Below are 16,387 nucleotides of genomic sequence, written 5' to 3'. Positions count from 1 at the left end.
CCGAACCTCACAGGTACGCGCTGCCACCGTCGGCGGCCAGCGCCGTGGCGACCGCGCCGAGCGCCTCCCGCCACTCCCGGTCGCCGAGCTTGGGCAGCACGTCGTCCCAGACCGGCAGGCAGGTGCCGCGGAGCTGCATCATCCCGGCGGGCCGGGCGATCAGCCACAGGTGCAGGTGCGCCCCGCCGTCGCCCCACTTGTTGACGTGGACCCGGGCGATGCCGCCGAGCCCCATGATGGCCCGCTCCACCCGTTGCAGCATCGGACCGAGCTGCGCGGACAGCTCGGGTGGCAGGTCGGTGAGGTCGTGGTGGGCCCTGGGGCACAGCAGCACCATCACCGGCAGCGCCGTCGGCCCGCCGGTGTGGATGACCCGCCAGTCGTCGTCGGCCCAGACCAGGTTCCGGTCCGGCTCGCGGCAGCCGCCGCACGAGTCGGGCCCGTCCTCGCCGTTGCGGGGCGGCTCGGGGAGCATCGGCTCGTCGAGGATCTTGATCTGGAGATCCCCCTCGAACGGGAAGATCTCCCAGAACGGGATGCCTTCGGCCGGAAACGGTATCCGCTGTCCGATCGGCAGTCCGGCGGTGAAGTCGCGCGCCACGTTCTCGGTCATGACGGTTGATCATGCCAGCCGGGTGGGCCGTACCGGGGACACCCGCGGGTGTGCCGTGACCGGCGTGCGGCTGGCGGGTGACGTCCGCGCCGGAAGCGACAGGTGCGCGTCCGGGGTGCGGTAGACAGGGGAGGTGCCGGGGCGTACCGCGACAGTCCTCGCCGGGTTGCTGCTGGTGACCGGGCTCGCGCTGGCCGGCTGCACCGCGCCGGCCCGCCGGGCACCGACCCCGACCGGCGGCCCCGGCCCGCAACCATCGGCGCCGGCCGGGTTCGTCGCGCTCGCCGACGCGGCGCCGGAGATCCTGTCGGACATCCGGTACGCCACCGACCACAACTTCGTGGGCCGCCCCATCGCCGGGTACGCCCAACCGCTCTGCCTGCTCACCCGGGCCGCAGCCGGAGCGCTGGACCGGGTCGCGGTCGCGGCCCGGTCCCGGGGTTACCTGGTGAAGGTCTACGACTGCTACCGACCCGGGCGGGCGGTGGCCGACTTCACCCGTTGGGCCGGTGACCCGGATCAGCGGATGAAGGCCGAGTTCTATCCCCGGGTGGCCAAGACGCGGCTGTTTCCCGACGGTTATCTCGGCGGCCCGACGGCGCACAGTCGGGGTAGCACGGTGGATCTCACCCTGGTCGCCGCGCCGGTCGCCGGACGACCCTCCACCGCGACGCACCCGCCCGCCACTCCCACGCGTCCGCCCGCCACTCCCACGTCGCTACCCGCCACTCCCACGCCGCCACCCGCCACTCCCACGCCGCCGGCCGGGGCGTCCTCGAACCTCGCGCCGCCGTCCGGGTCGTCCTCGGCCCTCGCGTGGCCGTCCGGGTCGTCGACCTACCGGGGGCAACCCCTGGTGTCCTGTACGGCTCCGCGCGAGCGGCGGTTCCCGGACAACGGTGTGGACATGGGGACCGGGTTCGATTGTTTCGATCCGCTCGCGCACACCCTGGCCGGCGGGGTCACCGCCGTTCAACGGCGCAACCGGCTGCTGCTGAAACAGCTGATGGCCGGCGCCGGCTTCGTCAACTATCCGAAGGAGTGGTGGCACTACACACTGGCCGGTGAACCGTATCCGGACACGTATTTCGACTTTCCAGTCGACCGCGCGGTGCTGACCGGGCGCCGTTGACCGGACGCCGTTGACGGGGCGCCGTTGGCCGGGCGTCGTTAACAAGGGGCCCTTCCTGTACCGAAAGCGATAACAGGGTGCCCTTCCTTTCGGACGTACGGACGGGGGAAGCCGAGCCGATGCGCCGATGGCTCGGCGGGCCACTTCGATGACAATCGACGGCAAGTGGCTGGGGGGTCGCCTCGATCCCGCCTGCGGTGTGGAGGCGAGCGGATGGACGCTGTGTGGCAGGTTTCCGGGTACACGCACGCGCGTGAACTCGGGGCCGGCGCGTCCGGGCGGGTCGTCCTGGCCGTGCACGAAACCACCGGCACCGCGGTGGCGATCAAGTACCTCACCTCCCGGCTGGGCCGGGCCGACGAGTTCCTGACCAGGTTCCGGGACGAGGCTCTGCTGCTCGGCCAGCTCGACGACCCGCACATCGCCCGGCTGTACGAGTACGTCGAGTGCCCGGACGGCGCGGCCATCGTGATGGAGCTGGTGAACGGCGTCTCGCTGCGCCAGCTGCTGCGGACGCACGGGCCCACCGAACCCGAGTCGGCGCTCTGCGTCCTCAAGGGATCCCTGCTCGGCCTGGCCGCCGCGCACGAACGCGGGGTGGTACACCGCGACTACAAGCCGGAGAACGTGCTGGTCACGGCCGAGGGGGAGAGCAAACTCGTGGACTTCGGCATCGCGCTGCCGGTGGGCGAGGGCTCGGGCGGCGTGGTCACCGGGACACCCCGGTACATGGCGCCGGAACAGTGGACCGGCGCGCCGGCCAGCCCCGCCTGCGACATCTACGCGGCCACGGCCACCTTCTACGAGTGCCTGACCGGGACGCCCCCGTACCCGGGACGCGGGCTGCTGGAGCTGCGCGACCAGCACAGCAACGCGCCGATCCCCACCGACCCGGCACTCGGCCCGGTACGCGAGCTGGTGCACCGGGGCCTGGCCAAGCGGCCGTCGGACCGCCCGCAGTCGGCGGGCACGTTCGTCGAACTGCTCGACGCGGTGGCCGGTGCGACGTACGGGTCGGAGTGGGAGGAACGCGGCTGGCGGCAGCTCGCCGAACGGGCGGCCCTGCTGGCGGCCCTGTTCCCGTTCCCCGACCGGGCCGGGGGCGGGATGGCGCTGGCCAGTTCGGTCTTCGGCGCCGGTGGCCCGCGGATCGGCGCCGGGTTGCGGCGGCCGGGCCGCCGGGTCGCCCTCGTCGCCGGGGTGGTGGCGCTGCTGCTGGCCGGTGGGGTGGGGGTCGGGTACGCGGCCCGGGAGACCGACGACGCGCCGGCGCTGGCCGGTGGCACCCCGACCCCGAGCACGATCCTGGGGCCCACCGACGGCGCGCTGCCGGCCGGGGCGGGAAGCCCGAGTGCCAGCCCCAGCGGGTCGCCGACGGCCTCCCCGGCCGCGCCGTCGCCGTCGCCGTCGAGCCGCGGGACCCGGCCGCCGGTCCGGACCCGACCGCCCAGCGCCAGCCCGCGCCCGTCCGTCTCCACCAGCCCGCCAGCGCCGCCGGACGCGGTCGCGCCGGCCGTCAAGGGCGTGCAGACCGACGTCCGGGTGCTCGACCCCAAGGGCTGCCCGTACGGCGCCCGCTCGACCACCGTCACCGCCGTGGCGTCGGACGACCGGACGGCCGGCGCGGCGCTGAAGGTGGTCTTCGAATACACCCTGGGCGGCGAGTCGACGAGGGTCCGGATGTCGTACGCCGGGCAGAACACCTACACCGGCGTGCTGGGCAACCTGCCGGCCCCGCAGAAGACCACCCGGATCCCGATCCTGGCCACCGCCGAGGACGCGGCCGGCAACCGCTCCCCGGCGGCCGGCCCCACGTACGTGACGCTCCAGTCCTACTGCACCCCCGGCTAGGTGGATCATGACCGTTGACCCTCCCACCCTGGCAGAGCTGATCGGGGCCGGGACGCGGCTCGACGCCAGCGGCATCGCGACAGTCGCCGACGACCTGGCCCGGTCGCTCGCCGCCCGGCACGCCGCCGGTCGACCGCACGGCGTCATCTCCGCCCGGACCGTCCGGATCGGTGTCGACGGTACGGCGGAACCGGTCGAGCCGCCGGCTCCGCGCGGCGACGGTCGACGGGCCGGCACCACGACACCGCCCGGTCCCGTTGGTCCGGTCGGACCTGCTGGTTCGGCCGGTTCGGCCGGTCCCGTTGGTTCGGTCGGTTCGGTCGGTTCGGCCGGGGCCCCGCCCGGGAGTGACTACGCGGCGGATCGGCGCGGGTGGGCGGAGTTGGTGCGTACCCTCGTCGAGCGGTCCGGATCGGGCGGCGCGGCCAGCGCGTTGCTGCTGGGCTGCGCGGCGATCGGCGAGCGCGACCTGGCGGAGGCCCGGCGGGCGCTGGCGGCGGCGGCCCCGGTGCTGGAGTTGCGGTTGCCGGACCGGATGGCCCTGATCGCCGCCGTCGAACGGCGCCAGCGGGCCGGACGGACCGAGGTACCGCCGGCCCGGACGACGCCGGCCGGGACGATGCCGGCCCGGACGATGCCACCCGTGGCGCGGTCCGGGTCGTGGTCCGGGCCGGCGGGCCGGGCTCCGTCGCCGGACGAGGCGGGGGTCACGCGGGCACCGGCCGGCGGGTACGGGTCCCACGACACGGCCGCCACCGAGGCGGTGCCGACCTGGATGCCCTCCGGGGAGGCACAGTGGACCGAGGCGGTGGCGACGGAGTTCACGCCGACGGTGGCGCTGCCGGCGGATGCCGCGCCTACGGTGGCGTTCCCGGTTGACGCCGTGCCGACGGATGCCGCGCGGACCGTGGGGCTGCCGGCCGAGTTCGGCGGCGTCGCCGTGGCGGGTGGACCGACCGTACCCGGGGGTTCCGGAACGGTCACCGGGTCGACCGACCGGTGGAGCGGCCGGACGGCGTTCACCGCGGCCGACCCGTGGGCCGCGCCGGGCGGGCTGGTGACGGCACCCGGCTACCCGTCCCGAGGCGGGCCGGGGTCCGAGGCGACCACGGATGTCGACGGTCCGCGGGCGACCGACGGCCCCGCCTCGGGGCCGTCCGATGCCGCTCCGGGCGCGGCCGGCGGTGGCCGGGCGGGTGGTGCGGCGGCCAGCGACGGGCGCGGGGAGATCCGGTTCGGCCCCGGCGTCCCCGCGCCGCCGGTGCCGGGCTGGCGGAAGCCGGCGGGCGCCGGCCGGCGCCCCCGGTCGGCGGTCCGGACGCTGACCTCGGTGCTGTCGACGCTGCTGACGGTGACGTTGCTGGTCGTGGTCGGGCTGTATCTGTGGCAGCGGCTCCGGCCGCTGGAGGTCACCGCCGCGACGGTCGCCGTGCCCGATCCACCCGGTAACCGCTGTGATCTCGTGGTCGACGTGGTGGGGACGGTCCGGACCAACGGCAACGCCGGCACCGTCAGCTACCAGTGGCTGCGGTCCGGGTCCGAGCCGAGCGCGGTGCTCACCGAGCGTGTCGGCCGGGGCCAGCGGACCGCGACCCTGCACCTGCGGTGGACGTTCGACGGGGTCGGCACGACGACCGAGACCGCCACGCTGAACATCACCGCCCCGACTCCGACCCAGGCCATGACCACTTTCCGGTACGCCTGCCGGCGCGGGTGACGCTCCACGTCGTCTCAAGATGTGGTTGAGAATGTCCGCATGGTGGACTCGGGGGAGTGGTCCCACCTAGGTTTGTGGACATGGCCCGCTATACCCATGGTCACGACGAGTCGGTGTTGCGCTCGCACCGCTGGCGCACCGCCGAGAACTCCGCCGGATACCTGCTGCCGGTGCTCCGGCCCGGAATGCGGGTGCTCGACGTCGGTTGCGGTCCCGGCACCATCACCGCCGATCTGGCGCGGCTGGTCGTCGACCCGTCCGGGCGCGGCCGGGTCACCGCGCTGGAGCAGACGTCCGAGGCCCTGAACCTGGCCCGCGCGGAGCTGGCGGCGCGCGGGCAGTCCGGAGTGGACCTCGTGGTCGCGGACGCGCACGCGCTGCCGTTCCCGGACGACTGGTTCGACGTGGTCCACGCGCACCAGGTGTTGCAGCACGTCGCCGACCCGGTACTGATGCTCGGCGAGCTGCGCCGGGTGTGCCGGCCCGGCGGGCACGTCGCGGTCCGGGACAGCGACTACGCGGCGTTCACCTGGTATCCGCAGCTGCCGGAGCTGGACGAGTGGCTGGCCCTGTACCAGCGGTTCTCCCGGATCAACGGCGGCGAGCCGGACGCCGGCCGCCGGCTGCTGGCCTGGGCCCGGCGAGCCGGTTTCACCGACGTGACGGCCACCTCGAGTACGTGGTGCTTCGCCACCGCCGAGGATCGTGCCTGGTGGGGCGGCATGTGGGCGGACCGGATACTGCGTTCGGCGCTGGCCGACCAGGCCCGGGCCGCCGGGGTGCCGGAGGAGGACCTGCGGCGGATCGCCGACGGCTGGCGGACCTGGGCGGACAGCCCCGACGGCTGGTTGTCTCTGCTGCACGGCGAGTTGCTGGCCCGGCCCTGACGACCGGACGGGCGCGGGGTGCGCCGCCGTCCCGGCGGTCGGGTTCAGTCCCGCTCGTCGGCCTCCTTCTCCGCGCGTTCCTTCTCGGCGCGCGACTGGGCGAGGTCCAGGGCCAGCACCGCGGCCAGGATCAGCAGGTGGTCCTCGCCGTCGGCGACATCGACCGCGTACGTGTCGCGGATGGTGAACCACCGCTTGGACACCGTGGCCACGGTGCGCCCGGAACGCTCCACGGTGTACTCGTGGTCGAGCAGGTCTCCGCGCATCTCCAGGTCGTCCGGGCCGGGCACGTCGACGGTGTACCGGTCCCGGAACGGGGTGATGAGCTTCTTGCGCATGTCGGCGGCCTTCTCGCCGCCGATGCTGATGCTGTAGGTGCGTCGCAGCGCGACGAGGCGTCGGTGGACCGACGCCACCTCGTTGCCCTGCGCGTCCTCGATGACCAGTCGGTCGCGCAGGGTGAACACCTTGCCGTCCACGTGGTAGACGCGCCGGCCCGACTCGTCGGTGATGTCGAAGTCGTTGCCGATGTCGAAGATCCGCTCGCGGATGAGATACATGCCCCGATCCTGCGCCCTCGACCGGACATCGGCACCCCGACGCCCCGGGCCGGGTCCGATGCGTTACCGGCGCCGGGCGGCGCCCGGGCTGCGCACCCCGGGCCGTTACCGGCGCGCGTCGTCGTGGTCGGCGACGGCGGTGTGGGTGATCGCGCTGGCCAGACCGACCCCGACGACGGCGAAACCGACCTGGATGCCCAGCAGGACCCAGTCCCAGCGCAGCCGCCACCAGTGGGCCGGGTGGTCGTCGTCGACGCCGTACCGGTGCGCCACGTACGACCCGAGGGCCGCCGCGCCGATGCCGATCAGCAGGGTCAGGATGGCGCCGATGCGCTGCCGCCCGGGCAGTACCAGCCGCGCGAGTATCCCGACCACGGCCCCGACGAGCACCGCGCTGAGGTAGCCGGTGATCTCCACGTCCCGCTCCCTTCGTCGACCTCGCCCTTCAGCATGCCCCGTCCGGTCCAGTCCGGCTCGGCTCGCGATCGCTCAGCGTCGTCTCGGTGGTGCGGCCGTACTGGATCGGACGACGAGTTCGGTCGGCAGGGTGACCTGTCGGGGTTGGTCCGTGGTGCCGTTGTGGGCCGCCGCGATGGCCTTGGTCAGCGCGGCCGCGGCGGCGTGCCCCTTGGCCTCGACGTCCTGGCGCACCGTGGTGAGCCCGGGGCGCATGCGGCGGGCCAGCGGGTTGTCGTCGAAGCCCACCACGGACAGGTCAGCGGGCACCCGCAGGCCGAGGTCGTACGCCACGTCGACCACGCCCTGCGCGATGGCGTCCGAGAAGCACAACACCGCCGTGGGGCGGTCGGGACGGTCCAGCAACAGCCGGGCCGCGCCGTACGCCTCGTCGACCCGGCAGTGCTGCTGGCGCACGATCCGTGGTCGTACGCCGGCGGCGGCCAGCGCCGTACACCAGCCCAGCAGCCGCTGGCTGGACACGTGCGCGTCGTCCGGTGGCGGCTCGGTGGAGTCGATGAGCTCCCCGTGCGGGCCGTTCAGGCTGAGCGTGATGATGCCGATCTCCCGGTGCCCCAGGTCGAGCAGGTGTTGCGCGGCGGCCTGGGCTCCCGACCGGTCCTCGACGTTCACCCCCGCCACCCCGGGCGTCGGGCTCTGGTCGACGTAGACCAGCGGGATCCGGCGCCGCCGCAGCACGTCGAGGGCGGGTAGTTCCGGGTTGCACGAGTAGACCAACGCGCCGTCCATGGCGACGTCCCGGGCCGGGGCGATGTCCTCCCGGCTCACCTCGGGTAGCAGGGTCAGGGCCAGACCGGTCGGCGCGAGTTCGTCGACGATCGCGCCGAGGAAGTTGGTGGCGACCTCGTCGGTGAAGGCGTACCGCAGGTCTCCGGTGAGCAGCACCCCGACGGTGCCGGTGGTGCCCCGGGCCAGCGCCCGGGCGGCGGCGTCCGGGCCGCCGTAGCCGAGTTCGGCCGCGGCGGCCAGGATCCGTTCCCGCAACCCCGTGGAGAGCTGGTCCGGCTTGGAGAAGGCGTTGGACACCGTCATGCGGCTGACCCCGACATGATCGGCGATCGTCTGCAGCGTCACCCGGCCCACCACGTCACCCCACTCACGTTCGTGGGGTTGACGCTACCCCGCCTCAACCTGCGAGTCCGCACTCGGCCGGTTCGATCGCCCGCGCCGCGCGGTGCAGCAGTCCGGCGACCGCCGTCCGGCTCCGCCGGGCTCGCGGTCCCCGCGCCGGTGTGGCGACGTACGGCACCACCGGCGCGTCGGGGCGGGCACTGTGCAGTTCACGGGTGGTGACCAGGTTGGCCATGACCATCGCGAATGGCTCGTCGTGCATCGGACTCTCCTTCGTCTCGATCGGTGCTCCGTTCTCCTATACCGGTACAGTAGGCGAGTTCTCTGTACCGGTCAAGCGGACCGACAGGGATCTTTCGGGAGGCCCGATCCCGAAACCCGGCGGAGGTGTGCGGACCGGCCGGGCGGGGTAGCGGAGGGGCGAATCCGGATGAGGAGGCGACGATGACCACTGATCCCAGGTACGCGGCACTCGGTCTGGCGGCGGCCGGCGACGGACTGACCGACGCTGACGAGGGCACGGCCCGCCCGGAGGGTCCCACCGTCGGTGCCGCCGACGCGCGGGCCGACGCCGCACGCGCCGGCGCGGACGACGACCTCGACGACACCGACCGGGAAAGCTGAACTCGATGCAAGGAAGGGCCCCCTGTTATCGCTTTCTGATGTACAGGGGGCCCTTCCTAACGTCCGGGGCGGGGTGGTGAACTGGGGGCGATCATGATCTCGTGAGGAGGACAGATGCTCGTCGACCGCCCCCTTGAGGAGCTTCGGAAATACCGCCCCGACCGGTCCGAGCCGGCGGACTTCGACGAGTTCTGGACGGGCACCCTGACCGAGGCCCGGGAGGCCGGTTGGCCGGCCCGGTTCACGCCGTACCCGGCCGGCCTGGCCACGGTCGAGGTCTTCGACGTGACCTTCGCCGGGTACGCCGGACAGCCGGTCCGGGGCTGGCTGCTGCTGCCCCGTGGCGTCACCGGTCGGCTGCCCTGCGTGGTGGAGTACCTGGGCTACGGCAACGGCCGAGGGCTGCCGCACGAGTGGCTGTTCTGGACGGCGGCGGGCTACGCCCAGTTGGTGATGGACACCCGGGGTCAGGGCGCTGACGGCTGGTTCGCCGGGGACACCCCCGACCCCGACGAGGCGGGCGCGCCGCAGGCCAGCGGGTTCCTCACCCGGGGCGTGCGGGATCCGCGGACCTACTACTACCGGCGGGTGTTCACCGACGCGGTCCGGGCGGTCGAGATGATCCGGGAGCACCCGCGGATCGACCCGGACCGGGTGCTGGTGACGGGCGGCAGCCAGGGCGGCGGGATCACCCTCGCGGTCGCCGGCCTGGTCGACGGGCTGGCCGCGGTCCTGCCGGACGTGCCGTTCCTGTGCCACTACCGGTGGGCCACCGAGGTGACCGACGAGGCGCCGTACGCCGAACTGACCCGCTACCTGCACAGCCAACGGGACGCGGTGGAGCGGGTGTTCGACACCCTGGCCTACTTCGACGGGGTCAACTTCGCGGCCCGGATCACCGCCCCGACCCTGTTCTCGGTGGCGCTGATGGACGCGGTCTGCCCACCGTCCACGGTCTTCGCCGCGTACAACCACTGCGCCAGCGCGGACCGGGAGATCGTGGTGTGGCCGTACAACGGGCACGAGGGCGGCGCCGGATTCCAGCGCCGGGAGCAGTTGCGCTGGTTGGCCGACCGGGTGCCGGCGGGGCAGTTCCAGTGGGCCGGGCTCCCCGGGTGACCGCCACGGGCTTCCGGGTCGTCGGGCTGGGCTCCGGTCACCGGGCGGTGCTCAGGGGAGTGGCTGGGCGATTCCTCGCGCGTGGTCGGTGACCGCCGCGCCCGTGACGGTCGCCTCGATCGGCAACACCTCCAGACACCGCCGTACCGCGATGGCCAGGAGCGTGTTCGGCACCCGCATCGACAGGGTGCAGTGCGGCACCCAGCGACCGGGGACATAGTGCGGTGCCACCGAGACCCCGGCGGCGGTCAGCCGTTCGTACACGGTGTGCTGGTGGGTCAGCAACTCCGCGGTGGGCGCGGGCCCGAGCCACAGCACCCGGCCGACGAACTGTCCGGCATGCTGGAACGACAGCCGCAGCGGCGCCGCCACCACCGTGCCGGACAGCGCCGCCGCGACCTGCTCGGGATCCAGCCGGGTCGCCACGGCGAGCGAGACGTGTGGACGGTGTCGCTGGTCGAGCAGCGAGCGGAGGCTCTGCACGCCCTCCGCCTCCAGCGCATCCCAGAGCACCCGGATCCGTCGGGTGGCGACGGTGTCGAGGTACAACTCCAGCGCTGCGACCATCGGCTCAGCCTACGGTCCCGGGGTACGCCGACAGCAGCCGGCGAACACCGGAGACGGATCGGAGTCGGGTCCACCGTCACCGCGGCGTTTAGCCCGGTTGAACGGCGGTAACCGGTTCCCTGGCGCAGTCGCGATCGAAAGGGGACGACAGGTGGAGATGAGTGAGCTGCTGACCGAGGCGTACGACCGGTTGCCCGGCCTGGTCCGGTCGGCTGTCGACGGCCTGCCCGCCGACCGGCTGCGCTGGGCGCCCGCACCGGGCGCCAACACCATCGGCTGGCTGGTCTGGCATCTCACCCGGGTCCAGGACAGCCACCTGGCGGAGTTGCTGGACGCCGACCAGGTCTGGGCCTCCGGGGACTGGGCCGCCGGGTTCGGGCTGGATCCGGACCCGCACAACACCGGGTACGCTCACTCGCCCGAGCAGGTGGCGTCGGTGGTGCCACGGGACGCCCAGGTGTTGATCGACTACCACGAGGCCGTGGCGGCCCGGACCCGCGAATTCCTCCGGGGCCTGAAGCCGGCAGACCTCGACCGGGTGGTCGACGAGAACTGGGACCCGCCGGTGACCCTGGGTGTCCGGCTGGTCAGTGTCCTGGACGACGACCTCCAGCACGCCGGCCAGGCCGCGTACCTGCGTGGCCTGGCCGAGCGCGCGTGACCCGGGCGTCGCCGAGGGCCGGCGCGTGGATCCCGACGGGCGGGTGCCGGCGTCCAACCGGGCCCGGTCCGCCCAGTCGCCGATGATTCCCCGGTACCGGTCAGGCGATGCCCATCAGGGTCGTCCGGCCGGCTCGTAGCACGCCTCCCGGGGTGTCGTCGAAGTCGTACTCCAGCTCGTTGTGGACCTCGACCACCCCGCTGACCTGAGCAGCCAGCCGACCGGCTATCTCCACCGAACTCCACCGGTCGAGCCGGCCGACGAGCCGGACCACCCCGTCGGCGACGGAGACCTCCACCAGACCGTCCTCGACGGCCAGCACCCGGCGTAGCACCTCGTCGACCACGGCCCGCCGGATCTCGGCGTCCGGACGCAGGTGGACCTTCAACAGGTCGCTCTGGGTGACGATGCCGACCAGCCGGCCCAGGTCGTCAGTCACCGGAAGCCGGCCAACCCGTTCCTGGCCCATCCGCCGGGCCGCGGCCACCACGGACGCCCCACTCAGGACGGTGACGGCGGGCGTCGTCATCAGGTCGGCGGCGACCAGCGCGTCAGCCTTGGTACGAGCCGTCCGCCGCCGGCTGCCCTCGAAGATCCGCCATTCGTGCGGTTCACCGATCAACTCCACCTTGTGCAGCAGATCCGCCTCGGAAACGATCCCGAGGACCCGCCCGTCGGCGTCCACCACGGGCACCGCGGAGACGCGCCGGCCGATCACCAGGTCGACGATCCGGCGGTACGGGGTGTCCGCCCGCACCGTCGCCACCTCGGTGCTCATCACATCCTGTACCCGCCATGTGCGCATCAGGATTCCCCTTCGTCTCGTGTTCTCAAGTTCTCCCGGGGCGGCGCCTTCCCGCCGGACTCCTCCTGTCGTCTCCATCCCTCCATCCCCACCTCCATCGAACGCTCGGGACGCCTCGCGGGTAAGAGCCGGAGGTCCCGGTGAGGAAGGGCACCTTGTCATCGCTTTCGGTATAGGAAGGGCCCCTTGTTAACGCTGATCTGGGCGGCGTCGGACCGTCCCCGTCCACTTCGGCCAGCCGGACCGCCGCCGAGGTGCGGGACGGGTCTGGCCGACAGGTACCAGGCCGAACCGTGGCCCGGCCACGATCAACCGCGTGGCCACGGGACACCTGGGACCACCCCGCCGACAGCCGCTGGCGACTCCTCTGGGCAGGGCCGTTAAGAAGGGGCCCTTCCTATACGAAAAGCGATAACAAGGTGCCCTTCCTTGCAGCCGGGCGTTAGCGGATCACGCCGGCCGAGCCGCCGCCGCGGCGAACCGGCTCGGCGGCGGCCAGCAGGCGGCCGTGGTCGAGGAACTCGATGCCGGTGGCCGCGCCGATCTCCGGGGTGCTCGCGAAGGTGTGCCCGAGCGCGGCCAGCGCCCGGCCCTCGGCGGAGTCGACGAACGCCGGCTCCGCGCTCACGGTCGCGGTGTTGCGCTGGCTGGCCCGGGGCGCGGCGATCGCGGCCGGCAGGTCCAGCCCGAGGTCGAGCCGGCCGACGAGGATCTGCAGCACGGTGGTGATGATCGTGGACCCGCCCGGTGAGCCGACCGTGAGGTACGGCTGCCCGTGCCGCAGCACGATGGTCGGCGCCATCGAGCTGCGCGGCCGCTTGGTGGGGCCGGGCAGGTTCGGGTCCGGCGCGTCGCCCTGGGTGGGGGTGAAGTTGAAGTCGGTCAGTTCGTTGTTGAGCAGGAAGCCCCGGCCCGGCACCACCATCGCGTTCCCACCGGTCTGCTCGATGGTGAGGGTGTACTCGACGATGTTGCCCCAGCGATCGGCCACGGTCAGGTTGGTGGTGTGGTTCTCGTACCCGCCGAACGCCCCGCCGGTGGTGGTCCGGCAGCCGCCGTACGACCCGTCGGGGACGCCCGGCGCGACCGGCTTGGGCAGCGCCCGGTCAGGATCGATCGCGCAGGCCCGTTCGTCCGCGAAGCCGTCCGAGAGCAGTTGGTCGAGGACCCGGCGCGGGGTGTCGGCGCCGACGTACCGGTTACGGTCGGCGAAGGCCAGCGCGCTGGCTTCCAGGTACCGGTGCAGCGCCTGAGCCCGGTCCAACCGGCCCAGGTCGGGGCGCTCCAGGATGTTCAGCGCCTCGCCGACCGTGCTGCCACCGCTGGACGGCGTCGGCATGCCGTACACGTCCAGGCCGCGGTAGTCGACGTGGGTCGGCGCCGGCCGCCCCACCCGGTACCCGGCCAGGTCCCGCGTCGTGAGGGCGCCGGGCCGGATCGGGTACGCCCAGCCGGGTGCCGGGTCGGCGGCCACCGGCGGCTGCTGCACGGTACGCACCACGTCGCGCCCGATGTCGCCCCGGTAGAACGCGCCGGTGCCCTGTCGGGCGATCTCGGCGTACGTCCGGGCGAGGTCCGGATTCCGGAACGTCGAGCCGACCGCCGGCGGTTGACCACCCGGCAGGTACAGCTGACGGGTCGAGGTGAACTGGCCGAATGCCGTGGCGTTGTCGGCGACCTGGCTCCGGAACGTCTCGTCGACCTCGAAGCCGCGCTCCGCCACCCCGATCGCGGGTTGCAGCGACTGTCCGAGCGAGCGGGTACCCCATCGGCGTAGCGCCTCCTGCCAGGTGGCCAGGGTGCCCGGCGCACCCACGGACCGGCCGCTGACCCGTGCCTCGGCGAAGTCGTACGGCCGGCCGGAGGCCGGGTCGACGAACAGTTTGTCATCGGCGGTGTCCGGCGCCGACTCGCGGCCGTCGATGGTGGACACCCGGCCGGTCCGCGCGTCGTAGCGCACCAGGAAGCCGCCGCCCCCGATGCCGGCGGAGAACGGCTCGGTCACGCCCAGCGTGGCGGCCGCGGCCACGGCGGCGTCGACCGCGTTGCCGCCGCGACGCAGCACGTCCAGGCCGACCCGGGTGGCGTCGGCGTCCACCGTGGCCACCGCGCCGCCGTACCCGACGGCGGTCGCTGTCCTGCCGTCTCCGACGGTGCTGGCTGTCCTGCCGTCTCCGACGGTGCTGGCCGTCGGGCCGCGGTGGCCGGCGGCGGTCGCGGCGGGGGCGCCGGCCGGTGTCGACCGGGTGGCCACGGCGCCGCCGGCAGGTCCGGACGGGGACGCGCCGGCCGCCGCCGAGGGTACGACGATGAGGGCACACACGACGAACGTGCCGAGCGAGAGCCTTGGCCGGTTCCGCATCGGGACCTCCGGTGATCGATGGCCGTTGGTTTCCTGCCTACCCTCGACCGCTCGCCGGCACAAATCGAGCGACCGGCCGGACCGGGTACCGGGCCCGAGCGAAGCCAGAGTGTGCCGGAGCGATCCGAGGGGACTTGTCCCGAACTCGACCGGTCGGTACCGTGGCGAATGGGATGGATACCCTTCGCTGCGAAAGGGGTCTCCGGTGACCAGTGCCGCCACTGACCTGCCGCTTTTCCCGTTTTCCGCACCAACCGGCTGCCCGTTCGATCCGGTGAGCACAGTCGAGCGCGACCGGCTCGCCGAGGGAATCTCTCAGGTGCGGCTGCCGACCGGTGGCTGGGCCTGGCTGCTCACCCGGCACGCCGACATCCGCTACATGCTGCGGCATCCCGGGTTCAGCACCGACCTGACCCGCCCGGGCTTCCCGCTGCTGCGACCGTTGTCACCGAGCGTGGCACGTAACCGCGCCGGCATGTTCGTCCGGATGGACGGTGCCGAGCACGCCCGACTGCGTCGGATGCTCACGCCGGAGTTCATGGTCCGGCACATCGACCGGATCGAGCCGTTGATCCGGCGTACCGTCGACGAGACACTGACCGCGATGCTGGCCGCCGGCCCGCCCGCGGACCTGGTGACGTCGTTCGCCCTGCCGGTGCCCTCGGCGGTCATCTGCCACCTGCTCGGCGTCCCGTACGACGATCATCCGTTCTTCCAGGAACGCAGTCGGACCCTGCTGGACCGCTCGGCGTCGGCGGAGACCGCCACCCAGGCCGCGACGGACCTGCGCGAGTACCTTCGGTCGCTGGTGGACCGAAAGATCGCCGCAGCCAGCGCGGCCGGTGGACGGAGCGCTGCTGGAGAGGACGCCGGTGGACAGGGCACCGACGGCCGCGCCACCGACGGCCAGGCTGCCGAGCCCGCCGGTGACCTGCTCGGTCGACTCGCCGCCGACCGGGTGGTGACCGGCGAGCTGACGCCCGACGAACTGACCGGGTTCGGCCTGCTGCTTCTGGTGGCCGGGCACGAGACCACGGCCAACATGATCGGCCTGAGCACACTGCTGCTGCTACGTGAGCCGGGTCGGCTCGCCGCGCTGCGCGAGGACCCCGACTCCGCCCCCAGGCTGGTGGAGGAACTGCTGCGATACCTCAGCGTGGTACGTACCGGGTTGCTGCGGCAGGCCGTGGAGGACGTCGAGGTGGGCGGCCAGCTCATCCGCGCTGGGGAGGGCGTGATCGCGATGGTTTCGCTGGCCAATCGCGACGGGTCGCAGTTCGACGACCCGGACGTCTTCGATCCGACGCGGGACGCGCACCAGCATCTGGCGTTCGGCTTCGGCGTACACCAGTGCCTGGGTCAGCCGCTCGCCCGGGCCGAGCTGCGGATCGCCCTCGTGGAGCTGGCCCGGCGGCTGCCCGGGCTGACCGTCACCGCTGCGCCGGACGAGGTGCCGACCCGGGACACCGCGGTGGTGTTCGGTCTCGCCGAACTACCGGTGACCTGGTGACCGGCCCACGCGTCGAGGTCGACCGCGATGTCTGTTGCGGCGCCGGCAACTGCGTGGCGACCGCGCCCGACGTGTTCGACCAGGACGAGACCGACGGTCTGGTGCTGCTGCGCACACCGGACCCGTCCGCCGAATCCGCCGCGGTCCGCCGGGCCGCCGAGATGTGCCCGACCGGCGCCATCCGGCTGGTCGAATCAGCCACCCACGGCACCTGACCGAGTCACCCGCCGGGTCGGAGTCAAAGCCTGACCGTCTCGCGCGCGGGGTTGGCTGGTGGGCGGCCCGCCCCGCGCAGGGATCAAGCCTGACCTCTCGCGCGTGGGGTTGGCTGGGGTGGGCGACCAAACACACCAGGACCCGCCTCCCCCCGGCCACACCGGTGGGTGATCACACCCACACCCCACCCTCTCACCCACCCACCCACACCAGGC

The 16,387-nt window shown here is 73.1% G+C and carries 17 protein-coding genes; 9 read left to right on the top strand and 8 right to left on the bottom strand.

From position 1 onward, the window contains the following. Window positions 1–7 precede the first annotated feature (7 nt). A complete protein-coding gene (locus tag ACXN5W_RS24885; RefSeq protein ID WP_473160792.1) occupies window positions 8–613 on the bottom strand; it encodes an HIT family protein in 606 nt (201 codons plus the stop codon). A 133-nt stretch (window positions 614–746) separates the two neighbouring features. Here ACXN5W_RS24885 and ACXN5W_RS24880 point away from each other — a divergent pair, with 133 nt between their 5' ends. From ACXN5W_RS24880 to ACXN5W_RS24865, 4 genes are all read left to right on the top strand, one after another. After that, entirely contained in the window at window positions 747–1,745 is a 999-nt protein-coding gene (locus ACXN5W_RS24880; protein WP_473160791.1) for a M15 family metallopeptidase, read from the top strand. Window positions 1,746–1,958: 213 nt separating this feature from the next. Further along, complete coding sequence (locus ACXN5W_RS24875) at window positions 1,959–3,596, top strand: serine/threonine-protein kinase (RefSeq protein ID WP_473160790.1); 1,638 nt, start codon at window positions 1,959–1,961, stop codon at window positions 3,594–3,596. A 7-nt stretch (window positions 3,597–3,603) separates the two neighbouring features. Further along, window positions 3,604–5,313 carry a DNA polymerase III subunit gamma/tau domain-containing protein gene (locus tag ACXN5W_RS24870; RefSeq protein ID WP_473160789.1) on the top strand — a complete coding sequence of 570 codons (1,710 nt, stop codon included), beginning with the start codon at window positions 3,604–3,606 and terminating at the stop codon, window positions 5,311–5,313. An 80-nt stretch (window positions 5,314–5,393) separates the two neighbouring features. Continuing rightward, window positions 5,394–6,200, top strand: a complete 807-nt coding sequence (locus ACXN5W_RS24865; protein ID WP_473160788.1) for a class I SAM-dependent methyltransferase — start codon at window positions 5,394–5,396, stop codon at window positions 6,198–6,200. A gap of 44 nt (window positions 6,201–6,244) precedes the next feature. Here ACXN5W_RS24865 and ACXN5W_RS24860 read toward each other — a convergent pair whose 3' ends face one another. From ACXN5W_RS24860 to ACXN5W_RS24845, 4 genes are all read right to left on the bottom strand, one after another. Beyond that, window positions 6,245–6,760 (bottom strand): LURP-one-related/scramblase family protein, encoded by a 516-nt coding sequence (locus ACXN5W_RS24860; protein ID WP_473160787.1) that lies wholly within the window; start codon window positions 6,758–6,760, stop codon window positions 6,245–6,247. A gap of 105 nt (window positions 6,761–6,865) precedes the next feature. Then, the gene (locus ACXN5W_RS24855; protein WP_473160786.1) at window positions 6,866–7,177 is read right to left on the bottom strand and encodes a GlsB/YeaQ/YmgE family stress response membrane protein; all 312 of its coding nucleotides are present in this window, start codon (window positions 7,175–7,177) and stop codon (window positions 6,866–6,868) included. A 72-nt stretch (window positions 7,178–7,249) separates the two neighbouring features. After that, window positions 7,250–8,311: a LacI family DNA-binding transcriptional regulator gene (locus ACXN5W_RS24850; RefSeq protein WP_473160785.1), complete on the bottom strand. Its 1,062-nt coding sequence runs from the start codon at window positions 8,309–8,311 to the stop codon at window positions 7,250–7,252. A 52-nt stretch (window positions 8,312–8,363) separates the two neighbouring features. Next, window positions 8,364–8,570, bottom strand: coding sequence for a hypothetical protein (locus ACXN5W_RS24845; RefSeq protein ID WP_473160784.1), 207 nt, complete (start codon window positions 8,568–8,570; stop codon window positions 8,364–8,366). Between the two features lie 182 nt (window positions 8,571–8,752). Between ACXN5W_RS24845 and ACXN5W_RS24840 the strand changes: the two genes are divergently transcribed. Further along, window positions 8,753–8,932 (top strand): hypothetical protein, encoded by a 180-nt coding sequence (locus tag ACXN5W_RS24840; RefSeq protein ID WP_473160783.1) that lies wholly within the window; start codon window positions 8,753–8,755, stop codon window positions 8,930–8,932. A 114-nt stretch (window positions 8,933–9,046) separates the two neighbouring features. Then, window positions 9,047–10,051, top strand: a complete 1,005-nt coding sequence (locus tag ACXN5W_RS24835; RefSeq protein ID WP_473160782.1) for an acetylxylan esterase — start codon at window positions 9,047–9,049, stop codon at window positions 10,049–10,051. A gap of 51 nt (window positions 10,052–10,102) precedes the next feature. Here the strand turns inward: ACXN5W_RS24835 and ACXN5W_RS24830 are convergent, their stop codons facing one another. Further along, complete coding sequence (locus tag ACXN5W_RS24830) at window positions 10,103–10,618, bottom strand: 2'-5' RNA ligase family protein (RefSeq protein ID WP_473160781.1); 516 nt, start codon at window positions 10,616–10,618, stop codon at window positions 10,103–10,105. Between the two features lie 157 nt (window positions 10,619–10,775). Here ACXN5W_RS24830 and ACXN5W_RS24825 point away from each other — a divergent pair, with 157 nt between their 5' ends. Further along, complete coding sequence (locus tag ACXN5W_RS24825) at window positions 10,776–11,279, top strand: mycothiol transferase (protein WP_473160780.1); 504 nt, start codon at window positions 10,776–10,778, stop codon at window positions 11,277–11,279. Window positions 11,280–11,379: 100 nt separating this feature from the next. Here ACXN5W_RS24825 and ACXN5W_RS24820 read toward each other — a convergent pair whose 3' ends face one another. Together ACXN5W_RS24820 and ggt are read right to left on the bottom strand one after the other, a co-directional pair. After that, entirely contained in the window at window positions 11,380–12,084 is a 705-nt protein-coding gene (locus ACXN5W_RS24820; protein ID WP_473160779.1) for a CBS domain-containing protein, read from the bottom strand. Between the two features lie 442 nt (window positions 12,085–12,526). After that, window positions 12,527–14,446, bottom strand: a complete 1,920-nt coding sequence (gene ggt / locus ACXN5W_RS24815; protein WP_473160778.1) for a gamma-glutamyltransferase — start codon at window positions 14,444–14,446, stop codon at window positions 12,527–12,529. A 274-nt stretch (window positions 14,447–14,720) separates the two neighbouring features. On the opposite strand from ggt, the gene ACXN5W_RS24810 reads away from it, so the two are divergent. Both ACXN5W_RS24810 and ACXN5W_RS24805 read left to right on the top strand, forming a co-directional pair. Beyond that, on the top strand, window positions 14,721–15,956 hold the full coding sequence (locus ACXN5W_RS24810) for a cytochrome P450 (protein ID WP_473160777.1): 1,236 nt from the start codon (window positions 14,721–14,723) through the stop codon (window positions 15,954–15,956). Beyond that, window positions 15,953–16,171 carry a ferredoxin gene (locus ACXN5W_RS24805; protein WP_473160776.1) on the top strand — a complete coding sequence of 73 codons (219 nt, stop codon included), beginning with the start codon at window positions 15,953–15,955 and terminating at the stop codon, window positions 16,169–16,171. Before ACXN5W_RS24810 ends, ACXN5W_RS24805 begins: the two co-directional genes overlap by 4 nt. The last annotated feature ends 216 nt before the right edge of the window (window positions 16,172–16,387 follow it).

This window comes from Plantactinospora sp. A48, from assembly GCF_055793945.1.
This window is presented reverse-complemented; position numbering and strand designations above follow the sequence as displayed.